This window comes from Paenibacillus farraposensis (assembly GCF_020736845.1).
GTDB classification, from domain to species: Bacteria; Bacillota; Bacilli; order Paenibacillales; family Paenibacillaceae; genus Paenibacillus; species Paenibacillus farraposensis.
The window spans coordinates 371353-394732 of record NZ_JAFFQR010000105.1 but is presented as its reverse complement, the minus strand read 5'-3'; the positions used below and the strand labels follow the sequence as shown (position 1 = coordinate 394732).

Annotated in this window: 21 protein-coding genes and 2 pseudogenes; 18 read left to right on the top strand and 5 right to left on the bottom strand. The window is 45.7% G+C overall.

Features of this window, described 5'->3' with window-relative positions:
• The first annotated feature begins 79 nt into the window (after window positions 1–79).
• The 8 genes and pseudogenes from JO375_RS18325 (at window position 80) to JO375_RS18295 (ending at window position 10060) form a co-directional block, all read left to right on the top strand.
• Window positions 80–796, top strand: coding sequence for a type 1 glutamine amidotransferase (locus tag JO375_RS18325; protein WP_229525798.1), 717 nt, complete (start codon window positions 80–82; stop codon window positions 794–796).
• Window positions 797–2111: 1315 nt separating this feature from the next.
• Window positions 2112–4556: a glycoside hydrolase family 44 protein gene (locus JO375_RS18320; RefSeq protein ID WP_229525797.1), complete on the top strand. Its 2445-nt coding sequence runs from the start codon at window positions 2112–2114 to the stop codon at window positions 4554–4556.
• Window positions 4557–4650: 94 nt separating this feature from the next.
• A complete protein-coding gene (sigI, locus tag JO375_RS18315; protein ID WP_229525796.1) occupies window positions 4651–5385 on the top strand; it encodes an RNA polymerase sigma-I factor in 735 nt (244 codons plus the stop codon).
• Window positions 5386–5676: 291 nt separating this feature from the next.
• Window positions 5677–5899 (top strand): annotated as a pseudogene (locus JO375_RS18310) (transcriptional regulator); the annotation flags it as partial.
• Between the two features lie 72 nt (window positions 5900–5971).
• Entirely contained in the window at window positions 5972–6148 is a 177-nt protein-coding gene (locus tag JO375_RS18305) for a hypothetical protein (RefSeq protein ID WP_229525795.1), read from the top strand.
• A gap of 12 nt (window positions 6149–6160) precedes the next feature.
• On the top strand, window positions 6161–6460 hold the full coding sequence (locus tag JO375_RS18300) for a class I SAM-dependent methyltransferase (protein ID WP_229525794.1): 300 nt from the start codon (window positions 6161–6163) through the stop codon (window positions 6458–6460).
• Between the two features lie 35 nt (window positions 6461–6495).
• A complete protein-coding gene (locus JO375_RS24625) occupies window positions 6496–6624 on the top strand; it encodes a hypothetical protein (protein ID WP_267497750.1) in 129 nt (42 codons plus the stop codon).
• Window positions 6625–7180: 556 nt separating this feature from the next.
• Window positions 7181–10060: a glycoside hydrolase family 9 protein gene (locus JO375_RS18295; RefSeq protein WP_229525793.1), complete on the top strand. Its 2880-nt coding sequence runs from the start codon at window positions 7181–7183 to the stop codon at window positions 10058–10060.
• Window positions 10061–10482: 422 nt separating this feature from the next.
• Here the strand turns inward: JO375_RS18295 and JO375_RS18290 are convergent, their stop codons facing one another.
• Both JO375_RS18290 and JO375_RS24620 read right to left on the bottom strand, forming a co-directional pair.
• Window positions 10483–10701, bottom strand: coding sequence for a hypothetical protein (locus JO375_RS18290; RefSeq protein ID WP_229525792.1), 219 nt, complete (start codon window positions 10699–10701; stop codon window positions 10483–10485).
• Between the two features lie 182 nt (window positions 10702–10883).
• Window positions 10884–11009: a hypothetical protein gene (locus JO375_RS24620; protein ID WP_267497749.1), complete on the bottom strand. Its 126-nt coding sequence runs from the start codon at window positions 11007–11009 to the stop codon at window positions 10884–10886.
• A gap of 1128 nt (window positions 11010–12137) precedes the next feature.
• Between JO375_RS24620 and JO375_RS18285 the strand changes: the two genes are divergently transcribed.
• The 8 genes and pseudogenes from JO375_RS18285 (at window position 12138) to JO375_RS18250 (ending at window position 20198) form a co-directional block, all read left to right on the top strand.
• Window positions 12138–13100, top strand: coding sequence for a cation diffusion facilitator family transporter (locus JO375_RS18285; RefSeq protein ID WP_229525791.1), 963 nt, complete (start codon window positions 12138–12140; stop codon window positions 13098–13100).
• A 382-nt stretch (window positions 13101–13482) separates the two neighbouring features.
• Entirely contained in the window at window positions 13483–13587 is a 105-nt protein-coding gene (locus tag JO375_RS18280; protein WP_229525790.1) for a DUF6254 family protein, read from the top strand.
• A 382-nt stretch (window positions 13588–13969) separates the two neighbouring features.
• Window positions 13970–16387, top strand: a complete 2418-nt coding sequence (helD, locus tag JO375_RS18275; protein WP_229525789.1) for an RNA polymerase recycling motor HelD — start codon at window positions 13970–13972, stop codon at window positions 16385–16387.
• A 133-nt stretch (window positions 16388–16520) separates the two neighbouring features.
• Window positions 16521–16938: pseudogene (locus tag JO375_RS18270) on the top strand (MarR family winged helix-turn-helix transcriptional regulator).
• Window positions 16939–16982: 44 nt separating this feature from the next.
• Entirely contained in the window at window positions 16983–17150 is a 168-nt protein-coding gene (locus JO375_RS18265; RefSeq protein ID WP_229525788.1) for an arylamine N-acetyltransferase, read from the top strand.
• A 350-nt stretch (window positions 17151–17500) separates the two neighbouring features.
• Window positions 17501–17950 carry an RrF2 family transcriptional regulator gene (locus JO375_RS18260; RefSeq protein WP_229525787.1) on the top strand — a complete coding sequence of 150 codons (450 nt, stop codon included), beginning with the start codon at window positions 17501–17503 and terminating at the stop codon, window positions 17948–17950.
• A gap of 283 nt (window positions 17951–18233) precedes the next feature.
• Entirely contained in the window at window positions 18234–18884 is a 651-nt protein-coding gene (locus JO375_RS18255; protein WP_229525786.1) for a nitroreductase family protein, read from the top strand.
• 273 nt (window positions 18885–19157) lie between these two features.
• A complete protein-coding gene (locus JO375_RS18250; RefSeq protein WP_229525785.1) occupies window positions 19158–20198 on the top strand; it encodes an NAD(P)-dependent alcohol dehydrogenase in 1041 nt (346 codons plus the stop codon).
• Between the two features lie 190 nt (window positions 20199–20388).
• Here JO375_RS18250 and JO375_RS18245 read toward each other — a convergent pair whose 3' ends face one another.
• Window positions 20389–20712, bottom strand: a complete 324-nt coding sequence (locus JO375_RS18245; protein WP_229525784.1) for an ROK family protein — start codon at window positions 20710–20712, stop codon at window positions 20389–20391.
• Window positions 20713–20841: 129 nt separating this feature from the next.
• Here JO375_RS18245 and JO375_RS18240 point away from each other — a divergent pair, with 129 nt between their 5' ends.
• Both JO375_RS18240 and JO375_RS24615 read left to right on the top strand, forming a co-directional pair.
• Complete coding sequence (locus JO375_RS18240; RefSeq protein ID WP_229525783.1) at window positions 20842–21042, top strand: MFS transporter; 201 nt, start codon at window positions 20842–20844, stop codon at window positions 21040–21042.
• Window positions 21043–21095: 53 nt separating this feature from the next.
• On the top strand, window positions 21096–21224 hold the full coding sequence (locus JO375_RS24615; protein ID WP_267497747.1) for a hypothetical protein: 129 nt from the start codon (window positions 21096–21098) through the stop codon (window positions 21222–21224).
• A 199-nt stretch (window positions 21225–21423) separates the two neighbouring features.
• Here JO375_RS24615 and JO375_RS18235 read toward each other — a convergent pair whose 3' ends face one another.
• Window positions 21424–22278, bottom strand: coding sequence for an SDR family oxidoreductase (locus JO375_RS18235; RefSeq protein WP_229525782.1), 855 nt, complete (start codon window positions 22276–22278; stop codon window positions 21424–21426).
• Window positions 22275–23369 carry a mannonate dehydratase gene (gene uxuA / locus JO375_RS18230; protein WP_229525781.1) on the bottom strand — a complete coding sequence of 365 codons (1095 nt, stop codon included), beginning with the start codon at window positions 23367–23369 and terminating at the stop codon, window positions 22275–22277. The genes JO375_RS18235 and uxuA overlap by 4 nt, the downstream gene beginning before the upstream one ends.
• Window positions 23370–23380 lie beyond the last annotated feature (11 nt).

Here is a 23380-nt window from a genome sequence, read left to right as displayed (position 1 = left end):
TCTTCGCATTATACTGAATCGTACGCTAAATGGCAGCCATGATACGGGTAGGAACAGAGTGATTCGAGGAGTGAAAAAGATGCATATTCATTTTATTGTCCATGAATTATTTGAGGGGCCAGGCGCGCTTAAGACATGGGCTGAGGCTAGAGGCTTCAGCACCGGGTATTCAAAAGTTTACGCAGGTGAGGCACTTCCGCTTGCCGTTGAGGAAATGGATCTATTGGTTGTGCTGGGCGGCCCGCAAAGTCCGAGTACAACGACTGAAGAATGCAGTCATTTTGATGCTACGGCAGAAATCAATCTGATAGATCGGTGTATAAAAGCTGGAAAAGCTGTATTGGGCATTTGTTTGGGAGCACAACTCATCGGGGAAGCTCTGGGTGCACCATTTGAACATAGTCCCAACAAGGAAATAGGCTGCTTTCCTATAACTCTGACAGAAGAAGGCAAGCGGAATCGCAAATTCTCTCATTTCGGGGATACCCTCCTTGTTGGGCATTGGCACAATGATATGCCTGGATTAACTGAAGATTGCAGCATCATAGCCTATAGTGAGGGTTGTCCGCGGCAGATTATCCAATATCAGGAACTGGTCTATGGTTTCCAATGCCATATGGAGTTTAATAATGAACTGATGGAGCTTCTAATCGAGCATTCGGCAGCAGAACTTTCCGAGTTTTCTGATCACGTTTTTGTTCGGCAGCCAGAACAGCTAATGAATAATAACTTTAAGGAAATGAATGAGAAATTATTTTTGTTTTTGGACGAGCTTGTTAGCAACTTATCAAAATGATCGAGTAGATGACCGATTTGCTCTCCGTGTTTAAAACTGGAGATTTTCCTTCAAAATCTCCAATCCTCTTTTTAATTCCTCCCAAGAAAGTGTAGACGAAAGAGCTATTCCCAAGTAGTTGTCTTGTGTACTGGCCCCGCTTAGAAAAGGATCTGAGTGAAACACATGAATCCCTTTGTTCAGAAGGTGATTCTCGACGTGTGTTGAACTAACATTGTCCGGTAAGGGAAGCCATCTATAAAAGCTTAGCGGATGACCAATGTGGAGAGGCTGCGGGAATAGCTCTGTAAATTTTTCGCACGAATAAGCCAATTAATAGACTCCCCGTTAAAAATACGATTTTTATTTTTATCACGCTGTAAATTAGGAACTAATCCCTAGCGGGTTCGGTAAAGTGATATAGGCGTGAGCTTTTTTCGATACACTACTCGTTGTGGATTTTAAGGGAATTTTTCCTATTCTATTGAAACTAGAATAAAAAATTTCAATGCACCTTTGTGTTAAAGTTATATCATAACCTCACAATTCGACATATATCATTCTTAACTAGGGAGGGAAAGAGTAATAAAATGTAAAAATATGAAGTTGGACGGACAGAAAACAATATTTTCCTGCGTATAAATAGATAACCTGTCGAAGTTTGTCCAGTTTCAAAGAAAGGCGGTGACATTGCTAGAACAATTTTGCAGAAAGATATGCAGGTAAACCATTATATTTGCCATATTTTGGTCCAGTCAGACGCGGCTTTAGAGGACTTATCCGGAGGCGCGCCATGTTCACCAAGATTACCAAAACGTAGTAGCGGCTATGCAAGTTCTATGATATGGCTTATCTGAAAGTTCCCGTGTATATGGGCTTCCATCTAGACTAAGGGTTCGAAATGCAGGCTAGGTTAATAGAACGCATAGCAGAGCTGTACGATTACACATTTGTGAACAAGAAGCCGGTAACGGTTAGCGAAGAATACTGCCTCGATCCAAGCAAATGAATCAGGGCGGTGTGAATCGGCTGTTGCGACGGTTGACGATCCGGGCTATTTCTGGATTTCGCACGGAGAAGAGTGTGTAGTCAGCCGGATACTTGGAGCTTCGACTGGCGAAATTCAAGCGCGTATCAACAAAACGACTGGACGACCTACAATGTGGCAGATGAATACTCCTATGATCCTACAAAGAATTAATTTGCGGATTGGAGTAAGGTGACGCTGTACCAGAACGATAAGCTCGTTCGGAGTCAGATGCCTTAAAGCCTGACGGAGCGGCAAGCGGCACCCGTATGGGTGCCGCTCTTATCAAATTTAAAGGAGGAAAGCGGCATGAAGGCAAGAAATAGTAGGACTGGCATTTTATCTAAACGTTCCAAATGGCTGCCGATCTTTATGGCATGCACGATCATAGTAGGAGGGGGATTACCGTCTTCAAGTATAGTTCACGGTCAAACGGCAAAGACCGTTACCATTAAAGTTGATACATCCAAGGATCGTAAGCCTATTAGTCCTTATATTTACGGTACGAATCAGGACTTGGCAGGCGATGAAAATATGGCTGCTAGACGACTTGGTGGCAATCGGATGACCGGTTACAACTGGGAAAACAATATGTCCAATGCAGGAAGCGATTGGCAGCAATCCAGCGATAACTATTTATGCACTAATGGCGGCCTGACAAAAGCTGAATGCGAAAAGCCGGGAGCGGTGGCAACTTCGTTTCATGATCAATCGCAGAAGCTTGGCTCCTATTCTTTAGTCACGCTGCCGATGGCCGGTTATGTGGCCAAGGATGGAAACGGAAGTGTACAGGAAAGCGAAAAGGCCCCTTCCGCTCGTTGGAATCAGGTCGTAAATGCCAAGAAAGCGCCGTTCCAACTGCAGCCTGATCTGAATGACAATAAGGTTTATGTAGACGAATTCGTCAACTTTTTGGTGAACAAGTACGGCACTGCTTCAACCAAGACGGGCGTGAAAGGATACTCGCTCGACAACGAACCAGCTCTCTGGTCGAATACGCATCCGCGCATTCATAGTGAAAATGTCGGAGCGAAAGAGTTGGTAGACCGGTCGGTAAGTTTATCCAAAGCCGTTAAAGCAGTTGACGCAGGTGCCGAAATTTTTGGCCCGGTTCTTTACGGTTTTGCCGCCTATAAAGATCTGCAATCCGCAACTGACTGGAACTCTGTAAAAGGCAGCTACAGTTGGTACGTGGACTATTACCTGGATCAAATGCGCCGCAGTTCCGAAGCCGAAGGCAAGAGATTGCTGGATGTTTTCGATTTTCACTGGTATCCCGAAGCGATGGGCGGAGGTATACGAATTACGAATGAGGTAGGCAACGACGAAACAAAGAAAGCCAGAATGCAGGCGCCTCGTACTTTGTGGGATCCAACCTACAAGGAAGATAGCTGGATCGCTCAATGGAACAGTGAATTCTTGCCCTTGCTGCCTCGAATGAAGCAGTCGGTGGACAAATATTATCCAGGAACAAAGCTGGCTTTGACCGAGTTTAGCTACGGCGGCGAAAATGATATTTCCGGCGGTATTGCTATGACCGATGTGCTTGGCATTTTGGGCAAAAACGACGTATATATGGCAGACTACTGGAAGTTAAAGGATGGTGTCAACAACTACGTTAGCGCCGCTTACAAACTTTACCGCAATTATGACGGAAAACGCTCTACTTTTGGCGATATCAGCGTTAATGCACAAACGTCGGATATTGTCAATAGCTCAGTTCATGCTTCCGTAACGGATGCATCCAATGAACTGCACATTATTGTCATGAATAAAAGCATGGACAGCGCATTCGACGCCCAATTCGATCTTTCCGGTGATACGACTTACAGTTCCGGTAAAGTATGGGGCTTCGACGAAAATAGCTCGCAAATTAAGCAAGCAGCACCAATCACGCAAATTTCAGGCAATCACTTTACCTATACAGTACCGCCTTTGACGGCTTATCACATCGTGTTAACTGCCGGCAATGGAACGCCTGAGCCGCATGTACCTCCTGTAGATGTTCCTGAAAGCTTTACGCTGAAAGCTGAAGCTGGCGAAACGGCGAAAGTAAAGCTGAGCTGGACAGCGTCGGCGAATGCGGAAAGCTATGAAGTGAAGCGTTCAACGGCTGAAAACGGCGCGTTCGCGACAGTAGCGAGCAATGTATACGGAAACAGCTATACGGACACAGACGTAACGGCAGGCACGACGTACTACTACCAAATCGTAGCGAAGAACGATGCAGGCCAAACGGTTTCGAACACAGCTAGTGCAACGCCGAAAGCGGATGCTCAGCAGCCGACAACGGGGCTGGTGCTCCAGTATCGCGCAGCGGATACAAATGTGAACGACAATCACTTTAAGCCGCATTTCCAAATTTTAAACAAAGGTACAACCTCCGTACCGATCAACGAGCTGAAAATTCGCTACTACTACACGATCGACGGCGACCGCGCACAGATATTCAACTGCGACTATGCAATGCTGGGCTGCTCGAAGCTGAACGGCAAGCTGGTTAAAATGGATAAAGCAGCAACCGGTGCTGATTATTATTTGGAAGTCAGCTTCAATCCGGATGCAGGCGTGTTAGCACCTGGAGCCAGCACGGGCGAAATTCAAACCCGTATTAATAAGACAGACTGGTCGAATTATAACGAAAGTGACGATTACTCGTATAAAGGCACACAAACTTCTTTTGCTGATCATACGAAAGTTACGTTGTATTATAATGGCAAACTTGTTTGGGGAACCGAACCGACAGCGAATTAAGGTAAACCCGAAGCTTCATAGCATTATTATGATGGACGTAAACCCAGCATAATGCAAAAAATGAAGTGATTACAAATTGGAAAGTGGTTGCCAGATGAACAACTTATCTGAAGAATACTTGCCGCAGATTCGCAATGGCGATGAGCAGGCACGGTCGGCTCTGATTGTTCAATACCGACCCTTTATATTGAAGGTTGTTAAACACGTCTGCAAGCGCCAAATTGGATGGAGTGATGATGAAGCAAGTATAGGTTTGATCGCTTTCAATGAAGCTGTCGATCGATACCATATGGAGTATGGAAAAACATTTAATAATTTTGCTTTTCTTATGATCCGCAGACGATTGATCGATGATTTTCGGAAAAAAGTGAAAATTGCCCAAAACGAAGCTGATTGGAAAGACGAAGAGGAAATGCTGTACATTGCAGATAAGATAAGGTCGCTGGATGCTTTTGAAAGACAGGAACGAGCTGCGGCGCTGTCAGGGGAATTGTGCAGCTACGATGAAAGACTCCAGGAATTCGGTGTTTGCCTTCGGGAACTGGAAGATATCATGCCAAGCCATCGGGATACCCGGCAAATGCTGGTGCGGATTGCCCGCCATTTTTGTAATAACCAGGAGTGGCTGAACGACCTTTTTCAAAAAAAAAAGCTTCCCTTGAAAGCAATGACCAAAGAGATCAACGTCAGTAAAAAGACGCTGGAACGCAATCGGAAGTATCTGATATCGCTGATCCTGATTTTCAGCTGCGAGGATTTTACGAGAATCCGCGGGAGCATCTCTTTTACAAGTGTGGAGGAGGAAACGCGGTGCGTAGAGAAGTCGTAGCGAGTTCTTGCTGAAGTGTCCGGGTGACGGCGGTTTTTGCGGCGCTGGGGAGATCACGCTATTTTTATAATAATATAAATACCATCGCTAAAATGAGCAGGGGGATTTAGTATCCCACCTGCTCATTTTTTTTAACATTTTCTACATAAATTTTTACCTAAAGGAAGTGGAAAGAAGCGACACTTTCATATTGAATTTCGAAGCCAGTGAATTTATTAGGATAGAGTATACCTAAGGAAAACTAATCTTGTATCCACCGGAGGGCGTAAGAATGGTGTGGTGACATATGCAATGATGTTTTCAAAAGCGACAAACGATGCCCTTCACACCGTGCTTTTTCTTGTCACAACAAATTTGTCGGTGTTCAGCAGTTGGCAGAGCGACAGGCGGTTTCGCCTACGTATCTATCCAGGATTTTGACCAATTGGTCAAAGCGGGAATGGGGGAGGGACATTTCATTTCGTGATACCATTATGCCATTGAAGGCACAGCCTCTTTGCTTGATTACGTTTTAACCACGGACGGGATGCAATTTTTTTGAAACTATAAAAGATATTAAGAATCTATAAAATCCTTATAACAGTAGTTGGAATTGATGGGTAATGATTTTTTTAATGCAGAGATTTGGGAAAAAGCCTGGAAGGAAGATTCGCATATATCGGTGAACAAAAATGAAGAGGGCTGCATTGATGCGGCGCATGCGTTTGATCAGAAAGCCCCAGCGTTTGACAAAGAGGTCTTTAGTGATGAAGGCAGACGATGAGCCAAGCAAATTATGAATTGGTTGGAGGATCAGGGGATTGCCTTTGAAGGAATTTCCATTTTGGATGTTGGCGCCGCGTCTGTTGGGTTCACTATCCCCTTTGCCGAGCGGGGAGCGAATGTGACAGTCGTAGAACCTTCTCTACCTCTAGTTGAGCTGATGAAAAAACATATTGCACGTATTACAAACGGGAACGTAGAGGTGGTATCCCAACCGTTTGAGAACATCGACATTCAAGCTAAAGGATGGGAAAAAGCTTTTGACCTCGTATTTGTCTCTATGTGCCCGGTTCTTGATAATGGGAAAGTGTAGAGAAAATTCTGGGCTGTGCGCGGGAGTTTTGCTATATGAGTATGTCGGTAGGCCCAGCCGAGCACAGTCTTGCCGATGAGATCTGGCCGCTCGTTACCGGTCAGCTTCGGAAGGACGGGCGTATGGAGATGTCCTACCTGCTCCAGTTGCTATTACTTAAGTGATATGCATACCAGTCACTGATTACACGAGAAATGAAGACAATCGTGTTACCCAAGGCTGCGGTGTTCGAGGAGATAACCAATTATGCTGAAACAATACGGTTTGTCTGTGGATGAGTATACCTACCGGTTCTTCCCTCGTTTCCACCACAATAGCAGCTTCGCCTTATTTATTAAAAATAGCTTAAAAAATCACACCTTTTATTCGACAAAATCTTACATCATTTTCAAATTATCTTAGTTATAATGAACAAGCAAGGCATATTTTTGGTAAATTTTATTTAAATTTAATTATCTTGGGAGAGGGGAGAGAAACAATGTTCGTGTACAAAGGGGGATGAAATAAGGGCCGGTAAAGTAAATGTCACATGCACACGAAAACTGGTGTTCCACATATGAAGGCCGCGGAAATTTGTGTCGGAACGGTACGTTCGTCCGATAAAGTAGATTCGTACCCTTAAGGAAGTGCGAACGATAGGTTTGGTTTGTCTTGGCGCGTTACGGTTGTAGTGCTGAGTTACGAGAGAACGAAACAATTTGACCAAAGGAGTGATGATACATGAAGACCAGCAAACGCTTCCTGGGCGTTTTCCGAACATGCGGAGTCGCGGCGCTTGCAACGGCCATGACATTAAGTTCGGTGTCTTTTTTGGCCGTGCCCGCAAAAGCGGCGGGTGCCGCCAAGTATAACTATGCGGAGGCCCTGCAAAAATCACTGTATTTTTATGATGCAGAGAAGTCCGGCCAGGGCATAACGGGCGGACACTTGGAATGGCGGGGGGACTCCGAGCTTTCGGATTCGCATATTCCTCTGGGAATCAACGGGACGACCACTAACATGACGAATATGTCAGCCAATTTTATCAACAGTAATAAAGCGGTTCTGGACCCTGATGGCAATGGGTCTGTGGATGTCAGCGGAGGTTTTCACGATGCTGGCGACCATGTCAAGTTTGGGTTGCCCCAATCCTATACTGCGTCGACTTTGGGATGGGGATTTTACGAGTTTCGCGATGCGTTCCGCCAGACCGGGCAAGAAGAGCACATGCTGGAAGAGTTAAAATGGTTTTCAGACTATTTGTTAAGATCGACTTTTCGCGACAGCAGCGGTAAGGTGATCGCGTTTAACTACATGGTGGGCAACGGCACGGTGGATCACACATACTGGGGGCCGCCGGAATTACAAGACTCGGCGAAGTATCCCCGTCCGGCTACTTTCGCCACAGCGGAAACGCCGGCCAGCGATCAAGCGGCGGAGGCGGCCGCAGCGCTTGCAATTATGTCGTTAAATATGAAGAACGACGATGCCGAGTATGCATCGACGTGTCTGGAGAACGCGAAGGCACTTTACCGTTTTGCCCAAACCAATAGGGGGCTCGGCAACTCGGACGGGTTTTACAATTCGAGCTTCGACGAAGACGATTTGTCTTGGGCGGCGGTCTGGCTTTATGCTGCGACGAGCGATATGAACTATATCCACGATATCAACGCTACGGGACCGGACGGCATGTATACCGGATATATGAAAAAAATCATCAGAAGTACTTCCGATAGCTGGCAAAACATCTGGGTACACAGTTGGGATACCGTATGGGGCGGCGTTTTCATGAAATTAGCCACCTTGTTTCCAGACAATCCGGACTTTGATTATTTTGCCCGTTGGAATCTGGAATACTGGTCCGGTGGTAAAATCCAGCACAAGGACCCTAGCGATAAGACCTATCTGAAGCAGAGTCCCGATGGATTCGGGGCTATTAGCACGTGGGGGTCCGCCCGGTATAATGCGGCTGCCCAGCTTTGCGCGCTCGTGTACAGCAAATATACGGGTCGGACCGACTTTGCGGATTGGGCGAAAAGCCAAATGGACTATATCATGGGGGACAACCCGATGGGGTATTCCTATATCGTTGGATTTCCAACTCCGCAGCAATCGGCTAAACATCCACATCATCGTGCGGCCCATGGCTCCAAAACGAACAACATGACCACTCCGGCAGAGCATCGGCACGTTCTCTGGGGAGCTCTTGTAGGCGGCCCGGATTCGGACGATGTCCATAATGATGTGACGACCGACTATGTATACAATGAAGTGGCGATTGACTATAACGCAGGCCTTGTCGGGGCATTGGCCGGGCTTTATCTGCAATATGGCCAGGGGCAACAGCCGTTGGCGGATTTTCCGCCAAAAGAAGAGAAAACGGACGAATATTATGCGGAAACCAAGCTGGAGCAGGAAAATGCTGAACGTTCGCAGGTTACACTCACCGTTCACAATGAATCTGTTCATCCTCCGCACTTCGAAACGGGAATGGCCGCGAGATATTACTTCTCGATCAGCGAATTGCTGGCTGCTGGACAAAGCATTAACGACGTATCTTTGGAAATCTATTATGATGAACAAAAGACGATCAGCGGTGTTCCCGTTAAGGTGACCGGTCCTTTTGCGGTCGATGCGGCTGCAGGCACTTATTATTACCAATTTGATTGGGCCGACTCCCCATTATATGGTGACCGTGATTTTCAATTTGGCTTGATTGCCAAGCAGGATCGCAACTACAAGAGTCACTGGGATCCGACGAACGATTGGAGCCATACGGGTATTACGAGCAGGGCCGCGATCTCTCCTTATGTTCCGGTATACTTGAACGGTGTAAAAGTATACGGGAATGAACCGGACGGCGGAAGCAGATCCCCGATCGTGCCGCCGGTGCCGAAGGATTTGAAGACAACGGCGGGGAACGCGCAGGCTACGGTAAGCTGGAACACGTCGAGCTGGGCGACGAGCTATAGTGTGAAACGTGCGACGACCAGCGGTGGTCCGTATACGACAATAGCCACCGTTGCCTCGGCAACCTACGTCGACACGGGACTGACGAACGACACAACGTATTACTACGTGGTAAGCGCGGCGAATAGTGCCGGCGAGAGCGAGAATTCAGATCAGGGAAGTGTGACGCCGCAGGCTACGGTAGACGTCAAACCGGGAGCACTTGCACTCCAGTACAGAGCCGGAGATACAAACGCAGGCGACAACCAATTCAAGCCGCAATTCAATATCGTCAACACCGGTTCAACCGCGGTACCTTTGTCAGAACTGACGATCCGCTACTGGTACACGATCGACGGGGACAAGCCGCAGACGTTTAACTGCGACTGGGCGCAGGTTGGCTGCAGCAATCTTAGCGGTAAGCTTGTTAAGACGCCGACCGCGAAAGCTGGCGCAGATGCTTATCTGGAAATAGCATTCGGTGCCAACGCGGGCAGCATCACAGCAGGCGGCAACACTGGCGAAATCCAGACCCGGATCAACAAGAACGACTGGACGAACTACAACGAAGCCGACGACTATTCGTTCGATCCGACGAAGACCTCGTTTACGAACTGGGACCACGTGACCTTGTATCAGAACGGGACGCTCGTTTGGGGTATTGAACCGTAACGTAAGGCATCTGGCTTAATCAGTTGCAGTTGAATACAAAGCGCACAATCTTATTTTGAAAGATTGTGCGCTTTTCTTGGTCTATGGCGAAGATTGATTAAGCACAAAAATAACCAAAAGAACGAGCGGGGAAGTGAACCTATCTAAAGATGAAGTAGCGCTGTTATTGCAAAAAAAGCAGATGATCTTCACCTTGTTGGGAATAAATATCGTCCGCTTTGTGGTAACTACTAGTACAGGATTGTGTTGTATCCTCCAATGATAATTACGACTTCAACGCAATAACCCGAATCTGCTTATAGCCCAATATATTTAACTTAGTCTAACAGCTTATTTTCATAGGACACCAGAAACCTATAATCTTGGGATGTAGTCAAGCCAGAATCCTAGCTGCGCTAGATATTGTTGAAGAGCATTAAGGACTACTCCAGCTCAACCGAAAATTGATACAACCATTCATCAATGTTGTGGTCAGGTACACTTAAAGCGCGGTGGGTTGCTGGAACATTCGGGTATCCTCCTACGTCTTTCTGATTATCAATTATCTTTCCTCGATCAGCCAGAAAATCGGAGATAATTCGTTGATCTGTTGTATCCCGGTCCTTCGGTCTTGCTCCTGCATGCTCAGTGACCTGCTTCACCACTGCTGAGGCAGCTAGTGCTTTAAGTTCTTCAACCCAAACAGGCGGATTGTCAAGCTACTTGATTCCGCCAAAATTCAGTGGGACTGACTTGCCATTACGGTCATAAGCAAGATTATCTTTGAGATAAGCCCAGCCGCTTTTAATGTTCATTCCGATCATCCCTAACCCTTTAATCGTATCTACTCCATGCGCATGTAATTCCCGACGATACTGACTTTAGGATCTTCCGGCTTGGTCCCCGTATTCGCCCATTCCTTTTCTACGAATCCGAGCCGAATAGCATTTTCCCGGATTATAAATGACATTGTTAACAATTACGCCCAATCGATAATGCTTTGAACCACGGGTTGCGTTCCATGTTATGGGCATAAAGGTTTCCGATGACTGCCACATCCTGGACATAATCATGAACGAGCGTGCCCATGGAATGAGGCCCTTCTCATGAACGGAATTATACAGCCCCTCGGCGAGAATACTATTGCTGAGTGTTACACGACGAGTAGTGTCAAAGAAAAGATTTCGACTTAAACAGTAGGGCGTAGTATGTTAGTAGCTCTATGCAAATCGAATGGCTGATACTAAGGTAAAAAGCTTGAGGATAGAAAAAAAGAGCCGAACAGAAGAGGATGTACCAAAGGTTTCTGAGCATTCGACAGTTGGTAGAGGGATGGAGTATTTAAATGAAAGAGCAGCTTGCCATCTATTCCGGAAGATTCAAAAGGGCTAGCATGATAGGGCAAAATGACATGTAGTGCTTCTGAAGTGACAGGCTGTCTTTTTATCATTGTATGCCCAGTATGGGCGTCGTTTACGGTGGCTGTCCAAAGAAAAAAGAGTATTAGACTGGCTACGCCATTAAGCTAACAGGCCGATTGCTTCAATTGAAAAGACTGATATATCTACCTCTGTTCCTACAATAAAATCAAGAAAGCATCTAACATCCATTGAGGCTTAGCTTTAAATCTGCAATTCCCGGACTTTCATCGGCCAGAAGATACGTACCTGACTGGGCATGCCACTGTCCATACTGGATGGAGGAAGCTGCATTAATAGCAGCTTCTTTTTGACCGCATTGAGGTGAAAAAACGGATGGCGCCTTCATTTAAAGAGGTCATCCAATGTAACAGTGGAATAATCTATCTCCTACAAAACATAGTTAAATCGGTTGGAGTTATTTTCAATTGGAATATTCCCTAATCAGCAAGCTGACGTCGGTAATCAACCGGCATCAGCTTCTTTTATTATGGCTGAATCGTCTGAGCCAGCAGATCGGACTTGTCTGTATAATGCAAATAAACGGTGTCACACACGTGGGATTCATATTATTCTTGCAAATTACATTTGGATTACATATAATACACATGAACAAATGCTCATATATTGATTTTTTATTGATGGATTATTAGAATCTTATAGAAGAGAGGCGCAGGTAGATGAGTAAGATAAGTGAACACAATCATTCTAATGGCAGTAATCATTCACATGTTCACGGATATGGGAACTCCCATAGTCATGGGCATTCTCATGGACATGGAGCGAACAAAAATGCTTTGAAGCTATCATTCTTTTTAATTGCTGGTTATATGATCATTGAATTTATTGGCGGGTTACTGACTAACAGCCTGGCACTGTTATCAGATGCGGGGCATATGTTGAGTGATGCAGGAGCGTTAGGTTTAAGTTATTTGGCAATGACCTGGGGACAACGGCAAGCGAGCAAGTCAAAGACATTTGGATACAAACGATTTGAAGTACTGGCCGCTTTTATTAATGGCTTAGCGCTTGCCCTGATATCGATTTATATTTTCTGGGAAGCATTCGAACGGCTTTCTAACCCACCTGGAATCATGACTTCAGGAATGTTGACAATCGCTGTGCTTGGCCTGCTCATCAATATAGCTGCTGCTTTTATCCTTATGAGGGGAGATACATCTGAAAATCTCAATATTCGCAGTGCTTTTCTGCATGTCCTTGGGGATATGTTAGGCTCTGTAGGTGCAATTGTGGCTGCATTGTTGATTATGTTCTTTGGCTGGAATTTAGCTGATCCGATTGCCAGTATATTGGTGGCGATTCTGGTGATTATCAGTGCTTATCGGGTGACACGGGACTCCATTCATATTCTGATGGAAGGTACGCCGCTAAATATGGACACAGGTCAAATTAAGCAATCCCTGCTTGAGATTGAGCATGTTGTTGAAGTGCACGATCTTCATGTATGGGCGTTATCATCAGATGTTCCATTGCTGAGCTGCCATATTGTCATTCGAGATTCAAAGTACAGCAGTGTTGTAATGGAACAGGCACAGAGGTTGTTGAAAGAACAATACGAGATCAAACATATCACAATACAGATTGATAGACTAGGCATCCAGTGTTATGTTGAACATCATTAGCAAGAAGCTTAGAAGAGATCTAAGCATCTATTTTGTCCCCATTTGGGTATCAGAGGAGATTTAGTAGCTGACATGAACAAGCTGGAGAAATACCGCCAGCTTGTTTCTACGCTTGGAGACATCCCACCTCACTAAGCAGGACGTTTATCCTATGTTTTTCGATATGATGATTTTTCTACGTCTCGGCAGTTTTTCGCTTTATGTGGTACGCTTAGAAAGTAGTGGAATAGATAAATTTCCCAATTAGTCAGATGGCAGAAAACTAAAACCAACAGAGCAGGATATCGATTCCTACATCTTTAGTTTTATGAATGAACAGAGCCAAGACATGACAACTTAAGGAAGTGGTATACATCACAAATCTCAAAGGAGGATATCTGTTATGGCTCACCAGAAGAGAAGGAAAGAAGCGGCCTGGAATTCAAGAAAGCAAGAACAGCATCCCCATGGTAAAATCAAATCGCTTAAGGAATTGTCCAGCGAATAGGATTTTGAGAAGTATACTGCTTTGAAAAGAAGGACTGTCGGTGAAATTTATCGGCAGTCTTCTTTCGTTATAATTTAAAAGGATGTCGATTCGATTCTGACTCATCAAAGACCGTTGATCTGATTCAACTAAGGGTCGGTAGTCTCCAGTTCAAGTGAGTTCATATTTTACGTGAAAATAAAAAAACTTGGCCAATAAGCCAAGGGACACAAAAAATATTTGAATACAAAAAATACCCTATGTTATAATTGATAGCGCAATTGAAAAAATCATGTTAAAACTGGTATTTTCCTTACTATTCCTAATTTTATTTTACACCAGTGACCTCTGATTTGTCAATGCTTTTTTTATCCAGACTGAAAAGGAGTGTGTTCAGTAAAATATGGAAGCGAAGGAACGGCAGGCAGAACAAGAACGGCTGGATCAGGTTAGGAAAAAGCTGAAAGCGAGGATCGAGGAGCTGGAACCGGAGGTTACCGGGCTGCGCGATCAGGCTGCTGAGATTCGCAGGCGATTCTGGGAAGAGGTTACGGTCAACACGAGCTCGGACGAAGAATTTGAAGAAACATTCTATACGATTAAACAACAGGCCGCGGTGTTATCTGAACGAGAGCGCCGTCATCGGCTTCTGACGCAACAATTGAAGAGCTTGAATCGGATGTTACCTTCTCCTTATTTCGGGCGCGTCGATTTCCTAGAGGACGGCCTGAACCAGAGCGAGCAGATATATATCGGCGTATCTTCCTTCATCGACGAAGATGGATTGAGCTTCCTGGTGTATGATTGGCGAACGCCCATCGCGAGTCTCTACTACGACCATTCCCCCGGTGAGGCTTCTTACGTCACCCCGGTCGGGCAGATCACAGGTACAATGGAGCTGAAACGGCAGTATCAGATTCAGAGTGGACAAATCCGTAATATGTTTGATGCGAACGTAACGATTGGCGACGAGCTGCTCCAGCAAATGCTAGCCAAAGGCGCGGACTCGCAAATGAAGAGTATCGTATCAACCATCCAGAAGGAGCAAAACGCCCTCATCCGAAACGATCATAGCCGGCTGCTTATCGTACAGGGGGCGGCTGGCAGCGGGAAGACCTCCGCGGCTTTGCAACGTGTGGCCTACTTGTTGTATAAAAACCGCGATTCACTTAAGGCTGACCAGATCGTTCTTTTCTCGCCGAATCCGATTTTTAACAGTTATGTATCCTCTGTCCTTCCCGAGCTCGGCGAGGAGAATATGCAGCAAACGACTTTACAGGAATATCTCGAATATTGGCTTGGTTCATCCTTGCGTCTGGAGGACCCCTTCGATCAGATCGAATATGTGCTGACCGCACAAGCAACTCCAAATTATGAGGCTCGCCTTCAGGGGATTAAATACAAGGCGTCCGAGGCTTTCTTGAGAGCTCTGCAGAACTATGCGCAGTGGCTGGGGCGCGAAGGCATGCTTTTCAACGGCATTCGGTTTCGGGACCGTGATCTGATCACTGCGGAGCAAATGAGATCACAATTTTACAGTTACGACCCCTCCTTGCGCCTGGCCAATCGTGTCGATCTTCTGCAGAAATGGCTTCTGAAGGAACTGTCGCTACTGGAACGCAAGGAGCGCAGGGCGGACTGGGTAGAGGAGGAGCTACAGTATCTAGAAAGCGAGCAATATGCGGAAGTTTTCACCATGCTGCACAAGGAAAGAGAAGTTTTTGACATTGCCGAGCATTACGCCGTAGTTAACGAGAAAAAAAGCAATAAGCGCCGGGAAGATGAAGGCGACTTTGACTTTGCCAAGCGAGAGGAAGATTTGCTCAGGCAAAGGATCGTGAAGACGAGCTTCAAACCGCTAAGACAAAGCGTGAGGAAATTTTCGTTTATCGATGTCCAAGGTCTATACGCCCAATTGTTTGGCGATGAAGCTGCTTATCTGGAGAAGACAAATGAGACCAAGCTCCCTGTTCTATGGCCTGAAATCTGCAAGCAAACCAAAGAAAAGCTGGATCGGCTCGAATTATTCTATGAGGATGCGACTCCGTATTTGTATTTAAAAGAACTGATCGAAGGCGTTCGGACGAACACAGAGATTCGGCATGTTTTCGTCGATGAGGGGCAGGATTATTCGCCGTTTCAATATGAGTATCTCAAAAAACTATTTCCTCGTGCCCGCATGACTGTACTCGGCGATTTCGGGCAGGCGATCTTCACGCAGGCTACAAAGCTGCAAGGGGCCGAATCACCGCTGGTTCTTCTTTATGGCGAAGCTGAAACAAGCTTGATCTGCCTTGTGCGCAGTTATCGTTCAACTCGGGAGATTGTGGAATTTACGAAAGTACTGCTCTCTGATGAGTCGGAAATCGCACCCTTTGAAAGGAGCGGGCCAAAGCCCCTTCTTGCTAGGTTAGAAGGCGGGGAGAAGCGTGACGCGCGGATGCTGAAGGACATCGCAGCATTTAAAGCCGAAGGCTTCGACTCTATTGCCGTCATTACGAAGACTGCGGCCGAAAGCCGCACAGCCTTTGAATCATTACGGATACAAGGAAGCGAAGCACTGCACCTCATTACGAAGGAGACGGTCACCTTTGAGAAAGGAGTGATGGTTATTCCCGTATATCTCGCCAAGGGGATAGAATTCGATGCAGTTCTGATTTATGAGGCTTCATCTCAAGCTTACAGCCGGGAAAACGATCGCAAGCTTCTGTATACCGCATGTACACGAGCCATGCACCGACTTCGTCTTTACACGACAGGTGATTGGTCGCCGTTCGTGGAGGCATTGCCTGCGTATTTATACGAGAAAGCATCATATTGACGAATCGGGGGTGAAATTGCCGTTCGTCTCACTATAACGGTAGGCGCTACCCCGCTGGGTGGCGTCTTTGCTGTAGCAAGTATGCGAAGTATCGGATGATCATTTTTTATTTTGTTGTAATTGCAACAAAATATTGAAGGAAATTCTGCGTGAAATTGGAATGATTGCCAGAGCACTAGATTCTATAAGCAATATAGTATTTAAAGAATATGACCTTACAAGAGGGCAGTATTTGTATCTTGTCCGAATATGTGAAAACCCAGGAAGCATCCAAGAAAAGTTAGCTGAAATGATTAAAGTAGACCGAACAACCGCAGCTCGTGCCATAAAAAAACTTGAAATGAATGGCTTATTGAAAAGAAAGATGATGAGCATAACAAAAAAAGATATCTCCAATAGAAAAGGGGAAAAATGTATTTACTTTTATAAAAAGAGAAAATGATCATTCGAATAGTGTCGCATTAGCGGAATTTTCCGAAAGAGAAGCAGAATCCATTTTTCATCTTCTTCAAAGAGTTATTATGAGGCAACTTCAATTCGATGGGAGGTAAATGATAAATAGACAAGCTAGATATACTATTTCGTCATAGGTGTTTTGTCAACCGAAATCATAACTTTTGAAAACTTAGACAGTGTTCTTGAAAAGACTGCAAGAGAAATCCCATTTGAAAATTTATGCATAATTGAAAATAGAACTACTGACATTACAAAAGAAAATCTAATCGACAAAATCATTAAAAGAAATGAGGGTGGACTGTGTTAGGCATAAAGCTGTCATCCAGTTTCATCTGCTATGATAAAAGCAGCTTTATAATCATGCTCATCAATCCAGTAGACAAGCGGTGAAAAGTCAGCCCTATTCTGTGACACGCTTGTGATAAAACAGGCATATTTGCCGCCTGGAAGGGTCAGAATGCTCTTTTCCTCTACATATTGATGTTGCCCGGAACCCATTTCGATATATCCGCCAGTCTTATGGAATAGATTATTGAAAATATCTTCGTTGTTTACATCTTTCTACTGTCCATTAAGCTCATCTATTGCAGCATATCGGGGAATTCGGTACAATTTACTCATAATAGTTAAGAGTAAGCTGGAAGGAGAGAGCAAAGGTTGAGGAAGGAATATTGTACACCGACTCAGCATCCAAAGTGGTTTGGACTGGCTGTTCAAGCGCTTGTTATATTGTCACAGGAGGACGTAAGCACTGCTTGTCCAAGTATTGAGCTCGCCAGGGATCTTCAGTCGGAACCTTCCCTGCTGCGCCGAGTACTTTCCGTTCTCGCCAAGGAAGGGTTTATCGGGACCCGGGAAGGCCGTGACGGCGGGTACCGCCTTAGGAAACCGGCAGAGTCCATTCGGCTGGTTGATGTCTATGATGTATTTCGTGCAGACAGCAGACTTTCCTTCGGTATTACCGGGACAGTCGGCACGCATCCGCTTGGTAAATGTATGAAATCTGCGCTTGAGGATATCACCCAAGAAATGGATGACAGTATGCGCGGAGTATTAAGCAAATACACAATTGCTGATCTCGCCAAACAACTGGAAGCAAAGCTGTAGATGAATCTGGAAAAAGACAATTGACAGCGGCTTACTTAGAATTTATACTGTGCAATATAAACAACAGTTTAGAACGAGCCGCGAATGGCGTATTTATTTGGGTTTAACTATGTTAAAATGGACACAGTTAAACCCGTACGCAGAAGCAATTTGGTGATCTTACTACCGATTTCATTTACAAACATCTGCTTCGCATTCCGGCATTGAGCTTTAAATTGGGTTGTTTAGCCTGAATTTAACTGTGCTGAATCATTAACAGTATTTATCCAAGGGAGGATTTATCATGTCAACTACTGGTCAGAGTTCCGCTTTATTCGCCGATGTCATCCGCGAGCGCCGTTCTGTGCGTGTTTATGACAAGTCGGTTCGCCTGTCTCACGAGGAAATTAAGGATCTGCTGAAGGAAGCGACACTTGCGCCTTCCTCCAGTAACGCTCAGCCTTGGCGTTTCCTGGTTATTGAGACAGAGGAATTGAAAGCGAAGCTGCAATCGATCGCCTACAATCAATCTCAGGTTACTGAGTCTGCAGCGGTGATCGTTGTGCTTGGTGATACGGAGGGATATAAGAGGCTCGATGAAGTTTTCGGTGAATCCGTAAAACGCGGTTATATGGACCAAGATACCGCTAAATCGTTAGTGGAAAGATCGATTAATGTGTATGCTTCGATGCCAGAAGAAAGCCTGCACAAAGTCATCCATATCGACGGTGGTATTGTATCCCAGCAGCTTATGCTGGTTGCGCGTGCTCACGGTTACGATACCGTCCCGATGGGCGGCTATAATGCGGTCGAGCTTAAGCAAGCGTTCGGTATCAGCGACCGGTACATTCCGATCATGCTGATTGCACTCGGCCAAGCGGCACAGCCGGGCCATCGGACGACTCGATTGCCTATAGACGACATCACATTCTTCAACGAAATGCCCGCTACCTGATCTGAACTGTGCCCCATAAGAAGGACACTTTGAAAAAAGTGACCCTCTTGTGGGGCATTGCGTTTTAATCAGGGTAAGAGGCGGGGCGTTTTGTCACAAATTTACGCCTTCTGTTACCTTTAAATCTCTTTGTTGTTAAATTTACAATTTTAGTGCATTTAACAACTGGTAATATAATGGATACAGACGGTTGGACAAGAGAAACATCGATCAGTGTGCTTTTTTCTTTGACCAGCTGCCTCATTTTCAAAGGCAAAGGAGCAGAGGAAACCTATGTGTACAACCCATGTTCTAAGCGTTCCAAACGCAAAAGCACCTTTTGAAAAGACAATTATTGAGCGGAGAGAATTACGGCCTGACGACATTTTGATCGATATTAAGTATTGCGGGATTTGTCGCTCAGATATTCACATTGCCCGCAATGATTTTGGCAGCGGGGTTTATCCAATGGTACCAGGTCATGAAATTGCAGGGATCGTGACAGCAATAGGAACAGAAGTTACAAAATTCGCTGTTGGGGATCGAGTTGGTGTTGGTTGCTTTGTTAACTCTTGCGGAGAATGCAAATTCTGCCTAAGAGGTGAAGAGCAATTTTGTACAAAAGGCGTAGTTATAGTATTTAATTCAACAGACTACGATGGAAATCTTACTTACGGCGGATATAGCCAAAAAATTGTTGTAAAAGAACATTTTGTTGTTCATATCCCAGATAGCTTGGATCTGGCTGTAGCAAGCCCGCTATTATGTGCCGGTATCACCACTTACTCTCCGTTAAAACACTGGAACGCAAGTCCTGGTAAGAAAGTTGCCATTCTGGGGATGGGCGGTCTCGGCCATTTGGCCGTTCAATTTGCTCATGCCTTAGGCGCTGAAGTCACAGTCTTGAGTACAAGTACGAGTAAAAAAGATGAGGCCATAAGCTTTGGCGCAGATCATTTCTATACTACCAGTGACCCTGCAATATTTAAAGAATTGGCTGGTCACTTTGACATCATCATAAACACAGTATCTGCAAATATTGATATTGATACTTATCTATCCCTGCTTGAAGTAGATGGATCACTTGTAAATATTGGACTGCCAAACAACCCAGAACACTACAATATTTTCTCCCTATACGCAGGACGTCGCAGCATTGCGTCTTCAAATGTTGGCGGAATTCAGGAAACACAAGAGATGCTCGATTTTGCTGCTCAGTATGCTATTGTTCCTAGAATAGAGGTAATCCGTGCCGATCAAGTGGATGAAGCATATGACCGTATGCTGCACAACGATGTGCGTTATCGGTTCGTGATTGACATGGCCACTTTATAAGCCATTAAAAGAGCTCGTAAACATAAAATATTCAACAATCTGGTAGGCCTATGCGGAAGTGCATAGGCTTACTCCTGATTCTGCTGAAAAATGAACATATGTGGCCGCCATGGGGGCCATAACGGAGAAACTAACGGCTCGCCGCCTGGCAGACTATTTTTTTGTAAACTCGGTAGATGATTTTTCAAAATTATGAGACAAGTCTAATACAGGCAAGGATCGTCTCAGGATTGAAAATATTTATTATGTTGTTAATCCCGATTGAGAGATAATTAATAAATTGTCCCATCGTTCCCAGAACCTCTTCATCCTCACTGTAAATCCAGTTAAGAACCTTCTCATAGGTAACATAAAACAGCTTCTTTTGCTTTGCCAAAGTGGATAGCACAGACGCCTCCGAAGCGTATTTTTCCCAGCAGCCTTCATTACCACATTCACAAGGTCTGCCATCCGGCGCAACGAGCGCTTCAGCATTGAGTCTGGTAGGTGTAATGCAGGTAGTAACCGTTCTCATAGCCATTCCCTTAGTCAAACCTCTAGTTGCAAGATTTGGTAAGAAAGAGATTACCTCAACGGGACTGCTTCTGACCGTTATAGTATACGGAATGCTCTACTTTTACCGGATATTACAGCAAATCAGTTTGTGGCCATTTCAGCTATCGGTATGTTTGGTTGTGCTTTCTTAAATTTAATGATCTGGGCCTTTGTAACGGATATTATTGATTATCATGAATCTTTAACAGGCTTAAGGGAGGATGGAACCATCTATTCTGTTTATTCATTTTCCCGCAAGGTTGGCCAAGCGGTCGCCGGAGGAGTTGGGGTGGAGCCATCGGTCTTCTAGGCTACAATGTCAATATTGAGGTTCAGGAACAGAAAAGACTGCATGGAATCTATATGCTGGGTACACTGGCACCAGCGATCATTATGCTGATTGTGTTTTTAATTATTACTCTGATCTATCCGTTAAACAAAAATCGAACTCTTCAGCTTGCCGAGGATTTGAAGAAAAAAAGAAACAGATAAATTAAGAGAGAATAGCACAAAGCTCTTATAGGAGTGGGGAGACACAAATTTAGAGATCTTAGCGGAACAGAAACACTGCTTAAGATCTTTTTTTATTTTTCGAGTACGCACCAATCTGGATAGAAAAGGGGAAAGATGTCATTGACACAATAATGCCCTTGCCACTTCACAGGAAGGGCAAGGGCTGGAAATGAAGGGCTTATACCCCTGAATAGGCCATGAATCCACCATCTACCGGAACGACTGTACCTGTAACAAAACCGGACGCGGTTTCATCGGTCAACCAAAGCAGCGTGCCAAGCAGGTCTTCAGGCTTGCCGAACCGATGCATTGGGGTGTGGGCAATAATCCTGGCCGAGCGTTCGGTAAGCGAGCCGTCCTCGTTGGTGAGTAGTTGCCTGTTCTGCTCTGTCAGGAAAAAACCGGGAGCAATGGCATTCACCCGAATGCCAGATTCGGCCAGATGTACGGCCAGCCACTGGGTGAAGTTGTTGATGGCGGCTTTGGCAGCGCTGTAGGCGGGAACCTTGGTCATCGGACTGGGAGCGCTCATGGAGGAGATGTTAAGGACCACGGCACCAGGCCGACCGATCATGCCTTTGGAAAAAACCTGTGTCGGGATTAGAGTCCCGATAAAATTTAAATCAAGCACATTGCGGAAACCGGGCACACTGAGATCGAAAAAGGTAGTGATTCCAGTCTGGTTCAGATCTTCAGGATGGAACGTCTCCAGACTCGTATTAGCGCCGGGGTGGTTGCCGCCTGCTCCATTGATCAGAATATCGCATGGACCGAGCAGGCGGCGGACCGTTTCCTCGGCCTGCTTCATGCTGTCGGCATTGGTCACGTCGCAAGCAATTGCGATGGATTCTCCACCGCTCTCACAGATCTCCTTTGCTATCAAATCGCCCTTTTTAGCAGTACGGTTCAAGATGGCGACCCTGACACCCTGGCGGGCAAGCTCCTTGGCCATGACGCTGCATAGCACGCCGGAGCCGCCGGTTACCACAGCTGTTTTTCCAGACAAAGCTGGATGCAGGGGAAGAGTAGTCAATTTACATCCCTCTTTTCGTTGGAAGATAAGCCCGCATTCCGCTCATACGCATCCCACAAGCCCCATAAATACATGATACCGAGCGCTCTGTCATATAGCCCGTAGCCTGGTCTGCACTGCTCATCCCAGATATGGCGGCCGTGATCCGGCCTGGCGTAACCGGTAAATCCCACTTCGTGGTATGCTTTGACAATACCAGTGATATCGACGCTCCCGTCCTGCGTCCGGTGGGAGGTTTCGATGAAGTCACCATTTTCGAATCTCTTTACGTTGCGGATATGGGCGAACGGAATGCGGTGGGCAAATTCGCGAATCATAGCAACGATGTCGTTATCTGGATTAGCGCCAAGCGAGCCGCTGCATAAAGCGATGCCGTTTGCCGGACTGTCGTGCAGAGCTAGAAATTTGCGCAGATTGCCCTGGCTCGTAATGATGCGTGGCAGCCCGAAGATGGACCATGGCGGGTCGTCGGGATGAATGGCCATCTGGATTCCGTTTTGTTCCGCAACAGGAATGATGGCGTTCAGGAAGTAGTGCAGATTTTCCCATAGATCCTCTTCAGTAACACCTTTATAGGCTTCAAACAGCGCTGTTAGATGTTCGAGGCGCTCCGGCTCCCAACCGGGCATTGTAAACGCGCTGTTCTCATTGATCTGGCGTACCAGCTCAAACGGGTCAATGCCATGAATTTTGGCCTTTTCAAAAAAAAGCGCGGTTGCCCCGTCCTCGGTCGTTTTATGCAGATCAGTCCGTAACCAATCGAATATCGGCATAAAATTGTAACAGATGACCTTAACGCCAACTTGGGCCAGCTTCTCAATGGTCCGAATGTAATTCCTGATATAGAGGTCGCGTGTAGGTCTCCCCAGTTTGATATCTTCATGTACATTGACGCTTTCCACCACATCAAGATGAAGTCGGGCCTGATCGGCCTGTTTCTGAATATCCAAAATGCGCTCCAAAGGCCATTCCTCTCCTGCTGGAACATCATGCAGCGCCCACACAATGCCCTCTACACCTGGAATTTGTCTGATTTGTTTCAGAGAAATCGTATCATTGCCTTCTCCGAACCAGCGGAATATCATTCGCATTTCTGCACCGC

What these genes read in the sequence shown, in the direction of transcription:
- JO375_RS18325 (WP_229525798.1), top strand. Translation starts at nt 80, where the DNA reads ATGCATATTCATTTTATTGTCCATGAATTATTTGAGGGGCCAGGCGCG.
- JO375_RS18320 (WP_229525797.1), top strand. Translation starts at nt 2,112, where the DNA reads ATGAAGGCAAGAAATAGTAGGACTGGCATTTTATCTAAACGTTCCAAA.
- sigI (WP_229525796.1), top strand. Translation starts at nt 4,651, where the DNA reads ATGAACAACTTATCTGAAGAATACTTGCCGCAGATTCGCAATGGCGAT.
- JO375_RS18300 (WP_229525794.1), top strand. Translation starts at nt 6,161, where the DNA reads ATGAATTGGTTGGAGGATCAGGGGATTGCCTTTGAAGGAATTTCCATT.
- JO375_RS24625 (WP_267497750.1), top strand. Translation starts at nt 6,496, where the DNA reads ATGAGTATGTCGGTAGGCCCAGCCGAGCACAGTCTTGCCGATGAGATC.
- JO375_RS18295 (WP_229525793.1), top strand. Translation starts at nt 7,181, where the DNA reads ATGAAGACCAGCAAACGCTTCCTGGGCGTTTTCCGAACATGCGGAGTC.
- JO375_RS24620 (WP_267497749.1), bottom strand. Translation starts at nt 11,009, where the DNA reads ATGTCATTTATAATCCGGGAAAATGCTATTCGGCTCGGATTCGTAGAA.
- JO375_RS18285 (WP_229525791.1), top strand. Translation starts at nt 12,138, where the DNA reads ATGAGTAAGATAAGTGAACACAATCATTCTAATGGCAGTAATCATTCA.
- JO375_RS18280 (WP_229525790.1), top strand. Translation starts at nt 13,483, where the DNA reads ATGGCTCACCAGAAGAGAAGGAAAGAAGCGGCCTGGAATTCAAGAAAG.
- helD (WP_229525789.1), top strand. Translation starts at nt 13,970, where the DNA reads ATGGAAGCGAAGGAACGGCAGGCAGAACAAGAACGGCTGGATCAGGTT.
- JO375_RS18255 (WP_229525786.1), top strand. Translation starts at nt 18,234, where the DNA reads ATGTCAACTACTGGTCAGAGTTCCGCTTTATTCGCCGATGTCATCCGC.
- JO375_RS18250 (WP_229525785.1), top strand. Translation starts at nt 19,158, where the DNA reads ATGTGTACAACCCATGTTCTAAGCGTTCCAAACGCAAAAGCACCTTTT.
- JO375_RS18245 (WP_229525784.1), bottom strand. Translation starts at nt 20,712, where the DNA reads ATGAGAACGGTTACTACCTGCATTACACCTACCAGACTCAATGCTGAA.
- JO375_RS24615 (WP_267497747.1), top strand. Translation starts at nt 21,096, where the DNA reads ATGCTGGGTACACTGGCACCAGCGATCATTATGCTGATTGTGTTTTTA.
- uxuA (WP_229525781.1), bottom strand. Translation starts at nt 23,369, where the DNA reads ATGCGAATGATATTCCGCTGGTTCGGAGAAGGCAATGATACGATTTCT.